This window comes from Streptomyces sp. AgN23 (assembly GCF_001598115.1).
In the GTDB taxonomy this organism is placed as follows: Bacteria; Actinomycetota; Actinomycetes; order Streptomycetales; family Streptomycetaceae; genus Streptomyces; species Streptomyces antimycoticus.
In genome coordinates this window covers 381946-397738 of record NZ_CP007153.1, presented here as the reverse complement: position 1 = coordinate 397738, position 15793 = coordinate 381946, and the positions used below count along the sequence as shown (strand labels likewise).

The following is a 15793-nucleotide window of genomic DNA, read 5'->3' as shown; positions in this document are numbered from 1 at the left end:
GAAGTGACCCTGCCGCAGGGGAAGCTGTCAGTGCCTGCCAGAACCGTGACGCCGGCTTCGCATCAGAAGGACCGCTCTTCCCGCTCCGGCAGGACGACCATATCAACGCACCCTGCCCGAATAGCCGTTGGAACAGGCCACACCTGATGTCTCATTGTCCTTGGGGCGTCCGCGCGATAGGCATTTCCGGCGTGGTGCCCGGCGTACGGGTCTTCTGGGGGAGCAGGCCACGGCTGCCGACCACCAGTGCCCACGCCAGGAGAGGAAAGGCCGCGACTCGCTCCATGCCTCCCATGCCGAGCCCGAGATAGTGGCCGGAGAGAAAGAGCCCGAAGGCCGTGAGCGCGGTGATTCCCAGCAAGGTGGTCAGCCGGCGCAGGGGACCGGAAACATTTTCCGCCAGCCTGGCTCCCGCCAGAAGTAGGCCGATGTTGCCCGTTCCCATGATGAGCAGGGCGCCCAGCACGTGCTGGTTCTCGTGGACGTCCGCGGGCGCCAGCCCGGCCAGCACAAAACCGACGCCTGCACCGGCCAACAGAAAACGGGTCACGGTCGAGGCGGAGCCTCGGCGCCATAGAGCGCCGGTCAGGGCGATGCCGACGACGAGCAGCGTTCCCAGTGCGATGAACGAGGCGTTCATCGCGGCGTGTTCAGGTGAGCAGACATAGCGTGGCTCGGGATCGGACTGAAGAGCGCAGTGAGTGTTTCCCAAGTCGCTGATGTTGTTCCGTGCCCAACTGTACGGTCGCGCCCAGGCCGACTCGACGAACCAATGGACCGCGAAGAACTGCACCACACCCGCCACCCACGCGGAATATCCGATTCGAGCCCTCACCTATCCGCCTTCTCTCGCACGATGATCGTGCATACAGGGGATCATGCGGCGTCGGCCTCCCTCACTCCGGCAAGCCCCCGGAGCGAGGTGGGGCTGCCCCTACCTGTGTCCGGGCCTGAAGGGGTTCACGGCACTGCGGACAGAGCGGAATTGAAGCTTCATCACCGTCTCCCAGGGGCCGGGAAACGAAAGTGGCCCTCACCGACGGGGGATGCGGTGAGGGCCAACCTCAGTGTGGCACGGCGGCAGCGCGGAAGCACGCGTTCCGCGCGACGCAATCGCATATATCTACAACCGGAACTCGCCGGCCCGCCCCCGTGCGGCGATCCCGGCCGCCCTGACCTCCTCCGTTGCGCCTCGCGAAACGGCGGCCCGGGTCTTTCTGCCCGCCGTTTCCTGCGACCGCCGGCCAGTGATCACCTGGATGCCCAGCTGAGGTAGCTGTGACGCGCCACCCACCAGATGCTGACCTGGGAATCGGCACCTCCGGCGGCATGAGGTCACTGGCAGCCCCATCGCCATGGTGCGGAAGTCTTCCTTCTGGCGGCGAGGCCCACGCAGGCCAACTTCGTCGACGTGGCCCCTCTCGGGAACAGCCACGGGGGCCAACTCATCGTCAGTGGACACCACTTGCGTGCCAGCGTCACGGTGGGTCGATTCGACGAGGTCTGCACGGTGACCCGTACCAACCCCATGGACGCGAGTGACCTGCAGTGTCAGATCACCCTTTCGCTGTCCGAGGGCCAGATCACCGTGCAGGGAGTGTTCGCCATCACCGGTGCCGGTCCCGGTGGCATCACCCTGGCCATCACCGGAGGCACGGGGAGCTACCGCACAGCCCCCGGCTTCATCCACGCCGTCAACACCTGTGACACCGGAACACAGCTCACCGTCCATCTCCTCCGCGGAGCTGGAGCCGGGGTGGTCTGAACCTCCGGCAGCGGGGGCTTCATCCGCTTCATCGCTCTTCGGCGAACGGCCCGTAGTGGACGAAGCGGTGGAGTTGGCGGGCGAAGGTCCGCGCCTCGCCGGGTGGCCAGGAGGCGAGAGAATCCTCGATATGCGCGGCGAGGCGCCGCCGGGTGGTCTCGATGGCCTGTCGCCCCGTTTCGGTCAGGGCGAGCAGAGTGGCGCGCCGGTCGCCGGGGTCGGGTTCGCGGCGTAGCAGCCCGGCTTCCTCCAGGCGGGTCGCGCGGCGGGTGACGCCGGAGCGGTCCAGGCCGATCTCGTCGGCGAGGCCCGCGGCGCTGCGCGGGCCCGTGCGGGCGAGCCCGCTGAGCACGGGGTAGGTGACCTCGTCCACGGCCTCGCCCAGGCCCTCGGTCAGGCGTCGGTAGATCTGCTCACGGGTGCTGCGCCTGAGCAGCGTGCCCAGCGCGTCGGCGATCTCGTGTCCCACATCGTTCGGCATGACTCCCAGATTAGCGTGCGCTGCGCACGCAATATGCGGTACGGTGCAGATGCGTGCTCGGCGCACGCGGTTTTCGATGCTTCCAGCTACCGAAAGGCACCGTCATGGCCACCGCCACCTCTCGTACCAACATCACCGCAGCCCTCACCGACCTGCTCTTCACGCCCGGCCTTGACCTGGCCGAGGCCGCCGACCGGCACTTCGCCCCCGACTACCGCCAGCGCACCGACGGCCGCTGGGACGACCGCGGTGAGTTCCTGGCCCACATCGCCCACCTGCGCACGATCGTCGCCGGCGGGTCGGTCCAGGTCCTCGACGAAGTCGTGCAGGGCGACCGCTACGCGGACCGTCACGTCATCGACGTCGCGAAGACCGACGGCTCCACCGTGCGCACGGAGGTCTACCTCTTCGCCGAGTTCGCCCCGGACGGGCGCTTCCGCCGCATCGAGGAGACCACCCTCATGCTGCAGGGCGCCGAGGCCGACCGGAACATGGGCAGCGCTCGCTGACAGCGCGTGGCGCCGGTGTTCGGGAGCGGTGCCGTGCTCCCGAACGCCCCCACCGACTACCCTGATCTCCCACTGCGCCCCATGGGGCACGCGTCCTGCGAGAGAATGCCCCGAGCCCGAGCGAAGGCGTCTCGACTGGGGCCGCAGAACGTGACACCCGATGCGGGGAAGGGAACTCGGAGATGAGCGCACAGCCCGAACACCCCACCGACCGCAGGATCCCGGCGATCCCGAACACGATCAACGGCATCGGCGACGCGCTGACCGGAGCGAACCGGGCCCACTTCTACGCCGAGGTCCTGGCCGCCGAAGAGGAGACCGTTCCCGGCATCATGCGCAAGTGGTGGAAGGCGGCGATGCTCGACAGCGCCCCCGGAGCGGCGGAGAGCCGTTCCCACGCCGCCGCCGGCACCCGCCTGGTCTCCGTGGAGGACCTCGCCGACCAGCTCGAGGGAATCAGCCGATGACCGCCCAGCCGCGCCGCGGCTGGGCGGTGTGGACCGAGGAGATCCCCGCACAGACGCTGCTCGACATGCCACCGGACCTTTCCAAGAAGGTGGTGAACTTCCTGAGCGCGCTGGCCCTCGAAGTCGGTGGCGCGATCGACCGCGACCGGCCGCCGCCCGGCGACCCGATGGACGATCTCGGCGCCCGCTACAGCCTGCAGATCGGCGGGGAGCCGATCGTTTTCGAATACGTCGTTCTCCCCGGGCTCCGCGAGATCCGCGTCCCCGTGCTGGTCTGGTTCCGCTGACGTCCTGTCCGCCCCGGCGGGAGGCGGTCAGGAGGCTGGCGTGACGAGGTAGTCGCCGTGCGCCAGGTCGTCGAGCAGTGTCGGGTGGGTGGGCGGACCAGCCGAGCAGTTCCTGGGTGCGAGAGCTGGAGACGGGCGCGTCGACGCCGTAGACGGTGGCCATGAACGGGCTGACGACATGCGCGGCGGCCTCGTCCGGGGTCAGCGAGACCGCGGGCAGATCGAGGGCTCGGGCGATCGTCTCCGCGATGCTCTGGAAAGAGACGCCGTTTTCGGCCACCCCGTGCAGCACGCTGCCCGCGGGGGCCTTCTCCAAGGCCAGGCGGAACAGGCTCGCCGCGTCGAGCCGATGCACCGCGGGCCACCGGTCGCCGCCGTCGCCGACGTAGGCCGACATGCCGGTCTTTCGCGCGGTGGCGACGAGCATGCCGATGAAGCCGTGATCCCCGGGGCCGTGGACGGTGGGGGCGAGCCGGACCACGCTCGTGCGTACTCCCTGGGCGGCGAAGCCCAGGCACGCTCGCTCGCCCGGGATCCGGAATCCGGCGATCCCGGCCGGGTCGGGTTCGTCCCTCTCGGTGGTCTCCCGGCCGAGGGGCATGACCAGCGTGCCGGAGGTGCTCACGAACGGCTTGCCCGAACGCGTCCGTAGGCCCCTGGGCCACCAGCACCGCTTCCAGACAACTCGTCGACAGGATGCGGATCCTGGCCGCCCGTGTGGCCACCCGCCACCACGCGTCGGCGATATGCGCCTGCGGCCGCAGCAGACTCACCACCGCGCCGTCCAGCTCCGTACGGCCTTCGTGCGGTACGCCGACGGCCGGCCCGCCACCGTGTGCCAGCAGCGCCCGGTGTCCAGCCAGCTGGCCAGCGCATCCGTCGGCACCCCATCCACCGCGATGACGCCCGCGAACGCGGACAGGACACCGGAGGCGGCGTTCGCCGTGCCGTCCACCGGGTCGGTGACCAGGGTGACGGCGGAGCCGTTGTCGATACGGCCCAGCTCCTCGCTGAGCAGATTGATCCGGTGGGCGTTGACGACCTCGGCCATCGCGGTGTCCACCAGGATGTCCAGCCGCATCGTGGGCGTACCGTCCGCGCCGACCCGCACCTTCTTGGCCAGCTGGGCCCGGTCGTACGCCTCGCGCGCGGCGCGGAACGCGTCCGTGGCGGCCCGGGTCGCCACGGCCGGCGCCGGGTGGGCACCGGAGGGCAGGTGCGGTTCGGGCACCGGCCAGGGGATCCGGCCGCTCATGCCGCGTCACCTCCCGGGGCCGCGCGCAGGACGGCGGCGACGACGGGCCAGGGGCGGCCCCGGTCGGCCAGCACCAGGTCGGCCCGCAGACCCGGCGCGAGCCGGCCGCGGTCCGGGAGACCCACGTCCGCGGCGCCGCCGGTGACCAGGCCGACCGCCTCGGGCAGCGAGGCCAGTCCGTCCTCGGCGAGCAGCAGTGCCGCCGAGAGCAGCCCCGACGGCAGGCAGTCCGAGGCGAGCGCGGTGACCAGGCCGCGGCCGATCAGCTCACGGCCGGACGCGTCGCCGTTGTGCGAGTGGCCGCGCAGCACGTTCGGCGCGCCCATCACGACCGGCGTGCCGTGCTCGCGTGCGGCCTTCGCGGCCGCCGTCGTGGTGGGGAACTCCGCGACCGAGCCGAAGCCGCGGTCCGCGTACTGCCCCTGGCCCGGGGTGTGGTCCTCGTGCGACACCAGGACCGGCCCGCGGGCGGCGCCACCGATCTCCGCCAGCCGCTGCCGCAGCCCGGCCAGACCCTCCGGGCAGCGGATGTCCAGCCGGTGCAGGATCCGGTGCTCCACCAGGCCGTCGTCGCCGATCTGGTGCTCGGCGGGCTGATGCACCGGCACGTGTGGCGTACACAGCGCCCGCCGCAGGGACAGACACCGGTCCCGGTCGAGGTGCCCGTCACCGGACGCCGGCAGGCCCTCAACGGTCCGGGCACGAAGGTGCCCAGCCACACGCACAGCCATGCGCGGACCTACGCCATCGACCTGACACATCACCCCTCGGCAGCAGCCACGCCACCATTCCGCCCGCTCTGGCCGCTGGGCCGCCGCCCGCGCCATTACCCTCGCCTTCGGCAGCCCCGTCCTGGCCCCCGGCGACGGCGTGGTCGTGGCAACCACCGACCGCCGGCGCGATCACCTCTCCCGCACCTCGCTGCCCGGCATCGCCCACCTCTGCCTGGACGGCTCCAGACGCAGTCTGGGTGGCCCCGCCATCATTGGGGCAACAACCCCGTGCTCAAGCTGGACCAGGGCGTGTACGCGGGCTTCGGGCACCTCAGGCGCGGATCTCTCCGTGTAGCCGTGGGCGACCGGGCCAGGTTCGGCCGGCGGTTGGCCCAGTGCGGCAACTCCGGCAACTCCTCCGAGCCACATCTGCGCTTCCAGCTCATGAGCGGACCCGGCTACGAAACCGCCCACGGCCTGCCCTTCGCATGGCGCTACCGCGACGACGGCACCGAACACGCTTGGAGTGCCCAAAGGACGGCATCTACCTCACCCCGAAAGAATGAGGTTGCCCGGTGGGGGAGTGGGGCGTTCTCCGGTTACGCGGCCGTCCAGGCGGTGAGGATGCGCAGGGCATCGTGCGACGGACTGCCGGGCTCGGCGGTGAGGACCATGAGCCGCTGCCCTGAGCCGTCGGGGCTGCTCCAGACGTCGCAGTCCAGCGTCAGGTCACCGACCAGCCGATGCCGGTAGTGCTTGGTGCCGTAGCTGAGGTTGTTGACGCGGTGCTCGGCCCACCAGGTGCGGAAGTCGGCGTCCTGGACGGACAGCTCGCCGACGAGCTGGGCCAGCTCGGGGTCATCGGGGTCCGTCGCGGCCTCCATGCGCAGCGCGGCGACGGCGTCGCGGGCATCGTGCTCCCACTCCCGATGCATGGCGCGGACGACCGGGTCCGTGAACAGCAGGCGCACGTAGTTGCGCCGTCCCGGTGGCGTCACCGAGAAGTCGGTGAACAGGGCCGCGGCAGCAACATTCCAGGCCAGGATGTCCATGCGCCTGCCGAGAACGACGGCGGGGGACCCCGTGAGCTGGTCGAGCAGGCGCCGCATGGCGGGCCGTACGCGCTGCGCGGGCCCCCGCCGACGGCGCGGCCGCGCGTCAGACCTGCCGGCCAGTTCGTAGAGATATTTCTGCTGGTCGTCGTCGAGGCGCAGCGCACGGGCGAGGGTGGCGAGCACCGATGCGGATGCCCGGACGCGGCCTTGTTCCAGCCGTGTGTAGTAGTCGACGCTGATGGCCGCGAGCTGGGCGACCTCTTGGCGGCGCAGTCCTGCGACCTTGCGATGCGAGTCCGTCTCGGGCAGGCCCAGGTCCTGCGGCGCCAGCTGTGCTCGGCGAGCCTTGAGGAAGGCTCCGAGATCGCGGGGGGCGGGGGCCGGAGTCATGCTCCCCATTCTCGCGTGAGCGACGCAGGTGGTGAGGGGGCAGGATTCTGCCCAGCCAAGAACGTGCCCCTTTCGCGTGCTCGGAACCGGGCCGAGGGTGGACACGTGCCCGGCGGCGTGCCGGGCGCGGAGCCCACCGCAGGGGTGCGGCCCCGTCGAGACAACACTCAGGGAGCATCCCGTGGCGAAGACCAACGTCACCTTCGACAGTGTCCGCATCCCGCTCGCCGGCCACCTCTACCTTCCCGACACCCCGGCACCGGGCCCGCGCCCGGCGATCGTCGTCGGCCACCCCGGCAGCGGTGTGAAGGAGCAGGCCGCGGGACTGTACGCGCGACGCCTGGCCGAGAGGGGCTTTGCCACGCTCGCCTTCGACGCGGCCCACCAGGGCGAGAGCGGCGGTGAACCGCGCGGGCTGGAGGATCCCCTCCACCGCGTCGAGGACCTCAAGGCGGCCGTCTCCTACCTCACCACCCGCGGCGACATCGACGCGGAGCGCATCGGCGCACTCGGCATCTGCGCCTTTGGTGGCTACGTACTGCCCGCCACCGCGAGCGATCACCGCATCAAGGCCGTCGCCACGGTCAGCGCCGTCGACATCGCCCGCCAGTTCCGCCTGGGAGCGGACGGAACCCAGGACCCGTCCGTGTTCCAGGGCATGCTGGCTGCCGCGGCTCAGGCACGCACCACCGAGGCTCGTGGTCAGGTGCCGCCGGTGCTGACCCTCTTCCCCGACACCGCCGAGCAGGCCCGCGCGCTCGGCGGAGAACACGGCGCCGAGGGCTTCGACTACTACCGCACTCCGCGAGCCGGGCATGCCCGCTCGGCGCGCTTCTTCACCTGGACCAGCATCGACAAGATGGCAACCTTCGATGCCTTCAGCCCGATCCCGCTGATCGGGCAACGGCCTCTGCTCATGATCGTCGGCACCCGCGCCGTCACCTCCTGGATGAGCGTCGAAGCGTTCCAGCGGGCGATAGGACCCAAGGAGGTCCACTGGATCAACGGCGCGAGCCATGTCGACCTCTACGACAAGAAGCAGCATGTGGACCCCGCCATCGAGAAGCTCGCCGGCTTCTTCAGCGAGCACCTCGGTCAGCAGTGAATTCCAAGACCGGGTCAGATCACGCGGAAAAGGTCGGCGGCCGCATGGACGCCGGTGAGCGCGCCCGCAAGGTGGAGAACGCCACCGGGGAGCTGGCCGGCGTCACGCTCGGCACATCCACGGCCGGGACGGCTTCGGTCACGGCGTGCCGCAACGCGGCCAGCTCGACCGTGGTCCGGGCCGGTGCCGCCGGGCGGCTGACGGCGGAGCGGACCAGCGCGGCGAAGTTCGAGGGGGTCTTCCAGATACCCGACCTCGATGCGCACCAGCCGTCGGCCGTAGATCGCGGCCGAATCCTCGCCGCTGGGCAGTTCATTGCTCGCCGTGATGGCCCCGATCAACGGGCAGCGGATCGGCTCGCCGCCGCTCTCGGGGTGGTAGATCCGCTCGTTGAGTAGCCGAGCGTCTCGTTCAGCGCCGCTGTGGAGCACTTGAAAATCTCGTCGATGAATGCGGCATGCGCGGTCGTGGCGCGGCCGTCGTAGACCTGGCGGTACTCACCCCGGGCCGGCGCGGCGACGTCGATGGGACCGAACATCCTCCCCGGCGCGCGCAGGGGAACTGTCGGCAGGAGGTCGACCGCCTGACCTACGAAGACAGCATCGCTCCCATCCACCGGGCCGGACAGGCCGTGCTCTGGGATGGTTTGCACCGCATTGACGAACACCTCACCCTGGAGTCCGCGCCTGGCCACACTCCCGGTTCGTCCGTGCTGCGCCTCGCCTCCGGGAGCGACCGGGCGGTTTTCGTCGGAGATCTGCTGCACAGCCCGGTGCAGATTCTCCAGCCCTGCTGCAACAGCGACGCCTGCCTGGCTCCGGAACAAGCGGTGGCCAGTCGCCGCCGGATTCTCGGGAGGGCAGCCGATGAACGAGAGTTGCTCGTCCCGGCACACTTCGGCGGTGCGGGTGCCCTGGAAGTCCGACGCGAGAGCGATGGTTTCGCTCTCGGCCCCTGGGCCACATTCAGCCCGGAGAAGTAGAGCGGTCAGCTCTGCGCGACGTCCTTGACGAACACGATGCCGTCAATGTCGGCCAGCTGGGCCGGGTCAAGGGGGGAGTAGCCGAACCAGGGGGATACGCGGTGCGCGGGCAGCCTCTCGCCGAGGGCGGTGGCCAGCCGCGGGGCATCGATGACGCAGCGGTCCCCCGGGAGCGCGTACAGGAGCCCTTCGACGGTGTCGGGCGGCGGAGTGTCCACTCCCTGGTGCCGGATCGTGCCCAGGGACGTGGCCACGAAGGCGTACTCCGCGCCGAGTTGGGCACTCACCAGCGCACCGGCGCTCCACCACTCCAGCGGCATCCCGCCCATCCGCATCGTGCTCTTCGCCCGCTGGAGATGGCCGTTGTGGGCGTGGACCAAGGCCGGGCCCCGTTCCGCGAGCGCGAGGAGGTTGTGGGCCATCATCTGGTCCCGCAGGCTCACCAGCCAGGTCATGCGGGCCGGTGAGGTGTCGGCCATCCAGTGGTGGTAGCGCAGCAGACCGGTGGCGGTGCGCCCGTACCGGCGCGCCCGGTCCCAGTCGTCCCGCGAGCCCGCCACGAGCAGGTGCGGTGTCTGTGTGTCGAGCAGGGCCACCAGATCGTCGGCGAGCAGTCGCAACTCCCGGGCCCCGGCCGACCGCCCCACGGACTGGGACGGGTCCATCATCGCCGCGGGGTTGGTCCACCGGTCGTCGGCGCCGAGCAGGCGGTCGAGCGTTTCCCCGGTGCAGGGGAGCACCTCCGTGTCCACTCGGCCCGCGAGGTAGCCATGGAGTGCGGTGAGGGCCTGCCGGGGGCTCGCGGCGCCGGTGATCTCCAGCGGGCCGTCGAAACCGGCGAAGCGGAGCCGCTCGGACGCGGGCCTGCCGTCGTTGTAGGCGCGCATCCAGCGCACGAGTTCGCGGTTGGCCGCGGAGGTGCCCCAGCCGTGGCTGAATCCGCGCTCCATGACCTCGTCGAGCGTGCCGGTGCCCGAGGTGACGTAGTCGTCCACGACCAGGCCCATCATGCAGTCGCTCTCGATCGCGATCGTCCGGTAGCCCTCCTGCTCGACGAGCTGCCGGAAGAGCTCGTTGCGCAGGTCGAGCAGAGTGTCCTCGCCGTGGGTGGGCTCGCCCAGGGCGAGCAGTCGCGGCCGGGCCGGAAGCAGCCTCATGACGGCGGTGGCCTCGACGGCATGGGCGGTGTTCTTGATGTCGGTAGCCATGCCTTCAACGGTATCGTTGAACCTTCGGTTGAAACTTCTTCGCGATATCGGCAGGGCCATGGGACGAAACCTTCAAAACGGCGAACGGCTCAGGCCGGTTGATCTGGCGCGCGCACACGGTCTGTCCACGCAGGCGGTCAGGAACTACGAGGAGACTGGCATCCTTCCGGCTGCCGGTCGCACACCGCACGGATACCGCACCTATACCTCGCTGCACGCGGCGGCCCTGCGTGCGTTCCTCGCCCTGGTGCCAGGACACGGCCACCAGACGGCAACGTCGATCATGCGGGCCGTGAACCAGGGCTCGATCGAGGAGGCGTGCCGCCTCATCGACGAGAGCCACGCCCAGCTCCTCGACGACCGCCGGACCCTCCAGGCCGTGGAGACCGCTCTCCGCGACCTGGAGCACACCCCGGCTCCCGGACCCGATGTGAGATCCGGGTCGGCGGCGGTGGTGTCCGGGCCCGGCGGCACGTTCATCGGGCCGCTGGCGGAAAAGCTCGGCATCGGGCCCGCGACGCTGCGCAAATGGGAGCGCTCCGGGCTGGTGCGCCCGCGCCGCGACCCGCTGACCGGCTACCGTGTCTACGACGAGGCCGCCGTACGGGACGCCCGGCTGGCCCACCAACTCCGGCGCGGCGGCTACCTGTTGGAGCAGATCGCTCCGCTGATCGCCCAGGTGCGGGCGGCCGGCGGGCTGGAGCCGCTGCAGGCCACCCTGTGCGACTGGCACGGTCGGCTGTCCGCCCGCGGGCGGGCGATGCTGACCGGGGCCGCGGAGCTGGAGGCGTACCTGCGCGAGCGCGGAAGCGGACTCCTCGGAGCCATCCCCGACAACTGAAAGGCCACTGGTGGAGAACCATCAGCTCGGGCCGCTCGAGGAACCGGGCGATGTCGCGCAGGACGAGTGAACCGAGCTCGCCGTCGACGAGGCGGTGGTCGAACGACAAGGCGAGGGTCGCGGCGTCGCGCAGCCGTACGCGTCCCTTGTGTTCCCACGGTGTTCGCCGCCGCATGCCGCATGCCGCACACGGGTCACGGGTCACGGGTCACGGGTGCTCGCCACCGGCGAGCACACCGATCCCCTCTCGATCGTCTACGGCAGAGTGGTTGACGTCTCCTCGTCGTCCACGAGCGCGAGCAGTGGCCCCTGTTCGTCCTCGGGGACGTAGCCGGCGTAGTAGTCGTAGAGTGTGCGCCGCGAGATGCGTGCTGCCGCCTGGCCGTCCCGTACCCGGATCGCCTCGAGCACTTCCTGGTGGTGGTGGAGCGACTTCCGCATGAGCGCGGTGCTGTTGCGCGCGTGGGCGACCTTGCCCGAGATCAGCGAGAGGACAGCGCCCCGGACCACCTGATTGCAGACCTCGATCAGGGAGTTGCGGCTGGCCACGGCCACCGCCTCGTGGAATGCGACGTCCGCCTTGCTGAACTCCTCGTAGCCCGCCTCGATCGCGTCCGACATGACGGCGAGCGTCCGTTCCATGGCGGACAGCTCCTCCTCGGACCGCAGCCGAGCCGCCAGCAGGCTCGCCGACCCGTCGAGGATCATGCGGAACGAGATCAACTCGGCCATGGACACGTTGTCGAACTGGACGAGCCGGGTCATCTCCTTGGTCAGGCCGGCCGGCGAGAACGGCAGGATCTCCGGGCCGTTCGGATCACCCGGGCGCGAGCGGACGAGGCCGTTGCTCTCCAGCACCCGCAGGGCCTCCCGCACCGTGGGCCGGCTCGCCCCGAACTGCGTCACCAACTCTCGTTCGCTCGGCAGCCGCTGACCGGGCTTCAGGTCCCCTCGCGTGATCGCCTGCTCGATCTGCTCGACGATGCGCTGGTAGAGCCGTACCGGTGAGACCTGCCGAAACTGTGCACCGTCACTCACGGCCGCTTCCCTTCGAGCGTGGTACATGTCGTCTTCTCCCCGGCGGACGTACCGGGGGCGCTGTCCGGCCAGTCCGGGACCGCGTCGGCGGGCCGGTTCCGTTCGTACCACGCCGCCGCCCTCAAGACGCCGAGATCGTCGAAGCGGCGGCCTGCGATCTGCACCCCGACGGGCCGATGGTCCGCCGTAAAGCCGCAGTTGACGGTCGCCGCGGGCTGCCCCGACATGTTGTACGGCGCGGTGAAGCCGATGTGGGCCATGGTCTTCGCGTCCCCCGTGAACGGCATCGGCTGCTCGGCGGGAAACGCCGCCACCGGAGCCACCGGCGAGAGCACCAGATCGTACGGGTCCGTCGCCGCCACGGTCCGCGCCTGGAGGCGCATGATCTGCTGGTAGCACTCGAGCACCCGCGTGCCCGGTACGTCCGCGCCCCCCTGGCACCACCTGATGATGTGGGGGTGCACGCGCAGCCCGGCCTCGGGCGCCAGCGCGCGGAAGTCGTTCCAGGACCGCACCCGCCAGAACAGATCCAGGTCGTCCAGGAGGTCCTGGCGCATAAACGGCTCGACGGGCTCCACGACGGCTCCCGCCGCCTCGAAGACCGCGGCCGCGCGGTTCACCGCGGCGAGGATCTCGGCGTCGCACGGCTCTCCGCAGCCGGCGTCCAGGTGCACCCCCACCCGCAGTCCGCGTACCTCGCCGGTCGGTGCCGACCAGTCGATGTCCTGTGGCGGCAGGCTTGTCCAGTCCCGGGGATCCGGTTTGCTCAGGACACCCATGAACAGGGCCGCGTCCGCCACGGTGCGCGTCATGGGCCCGGCGGCGCGCCCCAGATACGGGGCGTCCAGCGGGATCCTCCCGTAGCTGGGCTTGAGCGTGGCGAGCCCCAGCCAGGTGCCCGGCAGCCGGATCGATCCCCCGATGTCGGTGCCCACGTGGAGCGGACCGTACCCCCCGGCGGCCGCGGCCCCCGCACCGGAACTGGAACCGCCCGTGGTCCAGGCGGCGTTCCAGGGGCTGCGCGAAATGCCGTGCCGGCTGGAGACCCCCGAGGAGAGCATGCCCCAGTCAGGCATCACGGTCGACCCGAGGATCACCCCGCCGGATTCGAGGACCCGCGCGGTGATGGGCGCGTCCGCTTCGGGGACGACCGGATCGGTCCCCGCGTTGCCCGAGGGCATGGGGACGCCCCTGCGGGCGATGTTCTCCTTCAGCGTCACGGGCACACCGTCGATGGGCCCGAGCGGTTCCCCCGCCGTCCATCGGGCCTCACTGGCCTGGGCCGCCTTGCGGGACTCGTCCGGATCCCGCACCCAGAACGCGTTGAGCACACTCTCGCGCGCCTCGATGACCGACTGGACGGCGTCGTGGACCTGGACCGGCGACAACGTGCGGTCAGCGAATCGGGCCACCATCTCGACGGCCGGCATGGTGGCCAGGTCTTGTTCCGTGAGCACCCGCAGTCTCCTTCTCCCCCAGCTACCGCTGGGAGGCGCCTCCCTGGCGATACCTGGGAAATTCGAACCCTTGACAAGAGCAGTTTCAGTCGTCACGGTACCTGGCAAATGAGCTTACTGGTCAGGCCAGTCACAGCGAAAGGTGTCGTCCATGACGCGGGACTCCGAGGTCGTGCGGCTCGCCGTCATACCGGGTGACGGGATCGGCCCCGAGGTGGTCGCGGCGACCGTGCCCACGCTCCGGACCGCGCTGGAGGCCGAAGGCCACCGGCTGGATGTGACCTCGTACGACTGGGGAGGCGAGCGGTACCTCCGGGAGGGCGCGGCGATGCCGGCCGATGCGGCCGACCTCGTCAAGAGGGCGGACGCCGTGCTGTTCGGCGCCGGCGGACGTCCCGATGTGCCGGAGCACGAACTGGTCCGGGGCCTGATCATCGGCCTGCGGCAGCAGCTCGACCTCGCCGTGAACCTCCGCCCGGTGCGCGCGTTCCCCGGCGTTCCCAGCAAGGTGCGCGACACCGATGGCGTGGACCTGGTGATCGTGCGCGAGAACACCGAGGGCGACGTCGGTGCGGCTCGCCGCGTCCGCGATGCGGTGGCGGCCACCTTGCACGACGCCCGGCACCACACGGCCGACCTCGGCGGCAACGCCACCACGGCGGAGGTGCCATCCGCCGTCCTGCACACCATGGAAAGCCAGGGGTAGAGCATATGAGAGATACCAGGCGGCCGGTGCGGGGGACCGGGACCCTCGCGGCCACGCTCGCATGCCTGCTGCTGGCAGGCTGCTCGGCCGGGTCCACGGCATCCGGCGGCACCGGGAAGAACGCCCTGAACATCGGCCTCACCGCCGAGCCGGCCAACTTCGACTTCACCAAGACCGAAGGTGCCGCCATTTCGCAGGCATTGCTCAACAACGTCTACGAGAACCTGGTGAAGCTGGACCAATCCGGGAAGATACGGCCGCAACTGGCCACGTCGTGGACCCTGTCCAAGGACCGCGAGACGTACACGTTCCACCTGGTGAAGAACGCCAGGTTCAGCAATGGCGCACCCTTCACGGCCAAGGACGCGGCGTTCTCCATCGGACGCGTCAAGTCCGACTGGACGATCGCGCAGAAGGCCCAGATGGACGTCGTCGATACGGCGCGGGCGGTGTCGCCCACCGAACTGAAGGTCACCCTGAAGCGGCCGAGCAACGACTGGCTGTACCGGATGACCACCCGCGTCGGCGCGATGTTCAGCAGGACCGGTGTGGACAAGCTGGCCACCGAGCCGGTGGGCACCGGCCCGTATGTGGTGAAGAAGTGGAACCGCGGCGACTCCATCACGCTGGCCCGTCGTGATGGCTACCGGGGGCGCAAGCCGCACTTCGCGTCGGTCACCCTCAAGTACTTCAAGGACCCGACGGCCATGAACAACGCGCTGCTCACGGGCACCATCAATGTGATCGGCACGATGCAGTCCCCGGATTCCCTGTACCGGTTCGCGAACAACCCGAAGTACAAGGTCATCGAGGGCACGACCAACGGCGAGGTGGTCCTCTCCCTCAACAACGGCTCGGGCCCGCTGAAGAATCCGAAGGTACGCCAGGCAGTCCGCTACGCCATCGACCACAAAGCCCTGATGGACACCTGCTGGGCGGGCCGCGGCAAGCTCATCGGCAGCATGGTCCCGCCGACCGACCCGTGGTACCAGAACCTCACGAACGCGTATCCGTACAACCGCGGCAAGGCCAAGAAGCTCCTCGAGGAGTCCGGCCAGGCCGGCCGTACGCTGCGGCTGCGGCTTCCTACGCTGCCCTATGCCACCGCGTGCGGCACCGTGGTCAAGAGCCAGCTCGAACAGGCCGGGTTCAAGGTCAAGCTCGACCAACTGGAGTTCCCCGCCGCCTGGCTGACCACCGTGTTCAAGAACGCCGACTACGACATGTCCATCATCAGCCATGTGGAACCCCGCGACATGCAGGCGGTGTTCGGGAGCAAGACCTCCTACACCCGCTACGACAGCCCTGAATTCCGCGCGCTGCTGAAGAAGGCGGACCAGGGCACCCAGCAGGAGCAGATCACCTCCATGCGGGCGGCTGCCCGGCTGCTGTCCAAGGACGCCGCGGCCGACTGGCTGTTCCTGCTCCCGAACCTGATGGTGGCGAACGAGGACATCACCGGCCTGCCGGTGAACACCGTCTCCGAGTCACTGGATCTCACCGGCCTGGGCCGGTCATGAAAGGCGGCCTCAAC

At 70.0% G+C, this 15793-nt stretch carries 16 protein-coding genes and 3 pseudogenes; 9 read left to right on the top strand and 10 right to left on the bottom strand.

What is annotated here, in order from left to right; genetic code table 11:
* Positions 1-151: 151 nt before the first annotated feature.
* The gene (locus AS97_RS01905; RefSeq protein WP_210564222.1) at positions 152-796 is read right to left on the bottom strand and encodes a DUF998 domain-containing protein; all 645 of its coding nucleotides are present in this window, start codon (positions 794-796) and stop codon (positions 152-154) included.
* Positions 797-1465: 669 nt separating this feature from the next.
* Here AS97_RS01905 and AS97_RS01900 point away from each other — a divergent pair.
* Positions 1466-1765, top strand: coding sequence for a hypothetical protein (locus AS97_RS01900; protein WP_185929838.1), 300 nt, complete (start codon positions 1466-1468; stop codon positions 1763-1765).
* Between the two features lie 28 nt (positions 1766-1793).
* Here the strand turns inward: AS97_RS01900 and AS97_RS01895 are convergent, their stop codons facing one another.
* Positions 1794-2246 (bottom strand): MarR family transcriptional regulator, encoded by a 453-nt coding sequence (locus AS97_RS01895; RefSeq protein WP_059143958.1) that lies wholly within the window; start codon positions 2244-2246, stop codon positions 1794-1796.
* 104 nt (positions 2247-2350) lie between these two features.
* Between AS97_RS01895 and AS97_RS01890 the strand changes: the two genes are divergently transcribed.
* The 3 genes from AS97_RS01890 to AS97_RS01880 all read left to right on the top strand — a co-directional run bounded on the left by AS97_RS01890 (position 2351) and on the right by AS97_RS01880 (position 3509).
* Positions 2351-2755 (top strand): nuclear transport factor 2 family protein, encoded by a 405-nt coding sequence (locus AS97_RS01890; RefSeq protein WP_059143959.1) that lies wholly within the window; start codon positions 2351-2353, stop codon positions 2753-2755.
* A 182-nt stretch (positions 2756-2937) separates the two neighbouring features.
* A complete protein-coding gene (locus tag AS97_RS01885; protein ID WP_059143960.1) occupies positions 2938-3222 on the top strand; it encodes a hypothetical protein in 285 nt (94 codons plus the stop codon).
* Positions 3219-3509, top strand: coding sequence for a hypothetical protein (locus tag AS97_RS01880; RefSeq protein WP_125757920.1), 291 nt, complete (start codon positions 3219-3221; stop codon positions 3507-3509). The genes AS97_RS01885 and AS97_RS01880 overlap by 4 nt, the downstream gene beginning before the upstream one ends.
* Before the next feature lie 769 nt (positions 3510-4278).
* On the opposite strand, the gene AS97_RS01875 is transcribed toward AS97_RS01880, so the two are convergent.
* The 3 genes from AS97_RS01875 to AS97_RS01865 form a co-directional block, all read right to left on the bottom strand.
* Positions 4279-4764: a hypothetical protein gene (locus AS97_RS01875; protein WP_210564221.1), complete on the bottom strand. Its 486-nt coding sequence runs from the start codon at positions 4762-4764 to the stop codon at positions 4279-4281.
* Positions 4761-5372 carry a hypothetical protein gene (locus AS97_RS01870; RefSeq protein WP_210564220.1) on the bottom strand — a complete coding sequence of 204 codons (612 nt, stop codon included), beginning with the start codon at positions 5370-5372 and terminating at the stop codon, positions 4761-4763. Before AS97_RS01870 ends, AS97_RS01875 begins: the two co-directional genes overlap by 4 nt.
* 704 nt (positions 5373-6076) lie before the next feature.
* Positions 6077-6922, bottom strand: a complete 846-nt coding sequence (locus AS97_RS01865) for a helix-turn-helix domain-containing protein (protein ID WP_210564219.1) — start codon at positions 6920-6922, stop codon at positions 6077-6079.
* A 181-nt stretch (positions 6923-7103) separates the two neighbouring features.
* Here AS97_RS01865 and AS97_RS01860 point away from each other — a divergent pair, with 181 nt between their 5' ends.
* Positions 7104-8027 (top strand): alpha/beta hydrolase, encoded by a 924-nt coding sequence (locus AS97_RS01860; RefSeq protein WP_086707837.1) that lies wholly within the window; start codon positions 7104-7106, stop codon positions 8025-8027.
* A 109-nt stretch (positions 8028-8136) separates the two neighbouring features.
* On the opposite strand, the pseudogene AS97_RS46730 reads toward AS97_RS01860, so the two are convergent.
* Positions 8137-8577 (bottom strand): annotated as a pseudogene (locus tag AS97_RS46730) (AAA family ATPase); the annotation flags it as partial.
* Positions 8578-8595: 18 nt separating this feature from the next.
* Here AS97_RS46730 and AS97_RS01850 point away from each other — a divergent pair.
* Positions 8596-9009 (top strand): annotated as a pseudogene (locus AS97_RS01850) (MBL fold metallo-hydrolase); the annotation flags it as partial.
* A 5-nt stretch (positions 9010-9014) separates the two neighbouring features.
* Here the strand turns inward: AS97_RS01850 and AS97_RS01845 are convergent.
* Complete coding sequence (locus AS97_RS01845) at positions 9015-10217, bottom strand: erythromycin esterase family protein (RefSeq protein WP_210564217.1); 1203 nt, start codon at positions 10215-10217, stop codon at positions 9015-9017.
* A 58-nt stretch (positions 10218-10275) separates the two neighbouring features.
* On the opposite strand from AS97_RS01845, the gene AS97_RS01840 reads away from it, so the two are divergent.
* The gene (locus tag AS97_RS01840) at positions 10276-11058 is read left to right on the top strand and encodes a TioE family transcriptional regulator (protein WP_210564216.1); all 783 of its coding nucleotides are present in this window, start codon (positions 10276-10278) and stop codon (positions 11056-11058) included.
* Between the two features lie 16 nt (positions 11059-11074).
* On the opposite strand, the pseudogene AS97_RS01835 reads toward AS97_RS01840, so the two are convergent.
* The 3 genes and pseudogenes from AS97_RS01835 to AS97_RS01825 all read right to left on the bottom strand — a co-directional run.
* Positions 11075-11263, bottom strand: a pseudogene (locus tag AS97_RS01835) (2-oxo acid dehydrogenase subunit E2); the annotation flags it as partial.
* Between the two features lie 50 nt (positions 11264-11313).
* Positions 11314-12096, bottom strand: coding sequence for a FadR/GntR family transcriptional regulator (locus AS97_RS01830; RefSeq protein ID WP_236669769.1), 783 nt, complete (start codon positions 12094-12096; stop codon positions 11314-11316).
* On the bottom strand, positions 12093-13553 hold the full coding sequence (locus AS97_RS01825) for an amidase (protein ID WP_210564215.1): 1461 nt from the start codon (positions 13551-13553) through the stop codon (positions 12093-12095). Before AS97_RS01825 ends, AS97_RS01830 begins: the two co-directional genes overlap by 4 nt.
* A gap of 151 nt (positions 13554-13704) precedes the next feature.
* Between AS97_RS01825 and AS97_RS01820 the strand changes: the two genes are divergently transcribed.
* Together AS97_RS01820 and AS97_RS01815 are read left to right on the top strand one after the other, a co-directional pair.
* Positions 13705-14259, top strand: a complete 555-nt coding sequence (locus tag AS97_RS01820; protein ID WP_210564214.1) for an isocitrate/isopropylmalate family dehydrogenase — start codon at positions 13705-13707, stop codon at positions 14257-14259.
* Between the two features lie 5 nt (positions 14260-14264).
* Positions 14265-15779 carry an ABC transporter substrate-binding protein gene (locus tag AS97_RS01815; protein ID WP_125757932.1) on the top strand — a complete coding sequence of 505 codons (1515 nt, stop codon included), beginning with the start codon at positions 14265-14267 and terminating at the stop codon, positions 15777-15779.
* The last annotated feature ends 14 nt before the right edge of the window (positions 15780-15793 follow it).

What these genes read in the sequence shown, in the direction of transcription:
- AS97_RS01895 (WP_059143958.1), bottom strand. Translation starts at nt 2,246, where the DNA reads ATGCCGAACGATGTGGGACACGAGATCGCCGACGCGCTGGGCACGCTG.
- AS97_RS01890 (WP_059143959.1), top strand. Translation starts at nt 2,351, where the DNA reads ATGGCCACCGCCACCTCTCGTACCAACATCACCGCAGCCCTCACCGAC.
- AS97_RS01885 (WP_059143960.1), top strand. Translation starts at nt 2,938, where the DNA reads ATGAGCGCACAGCCCGAACACCCCACCGACCGCAGGATCCCGGCGATC.
- AS97_RS01880 (WP_125757920.1), top strand. Translation starts at nt 3,219, where the DNA reads ATGACCGCCCAGCCGCGCCGCGGCTGGGCGGTGTGGACCGAGGAGATC.
- AS97_RS01875 (WP_210564221.1), bottom strand. Translation starts at nt 4,764, where the DNA reads ATGAGCGGCCGGATCCCCTGGCCGGTGCCCGAACCGCACCTGCCCTCC.
- AS97_RS01865 (WP_210564219.1), bottom strand. Translation starts at nt 6,922, where the DNA reads ATGACTCCGGCCCCCGCCCCCCGCGATCTCGGAGCCTTCCTCAAGGCT.
- AS97_RS01845 (WP_210564217.1), bottom strand. Translation starts at nt 10,217, where the DNA reads ATGGCTACCGACATCAAGAACACCGCCCATGCCGTCGAGGCCACCGCC.
- AS97_RS01840 (WP_210564216.1), top strand. Translation starts at nt 10,276, where the DNA reads ATGGGACGAAACCTTCAAAACGGCGAACGGCTCAGGCCGGTTGATCTG.
- AS97_RS01820 (WP_210564214.1), top strand. Translation starts at nt 13,705, where the DNA reads ATGACGCGGGACTCCGAGGTCGTGCGGCTCGCCGTCATACCGGGTGAC.
- AS97_RS01815 (WP_125757932.1), top strand. Translation starts at nt 14,265, where the DNA reads ATGAGAGATACCAGGCGGCCGGTGCGGGGGACCGGGACCCTCGCGGCC.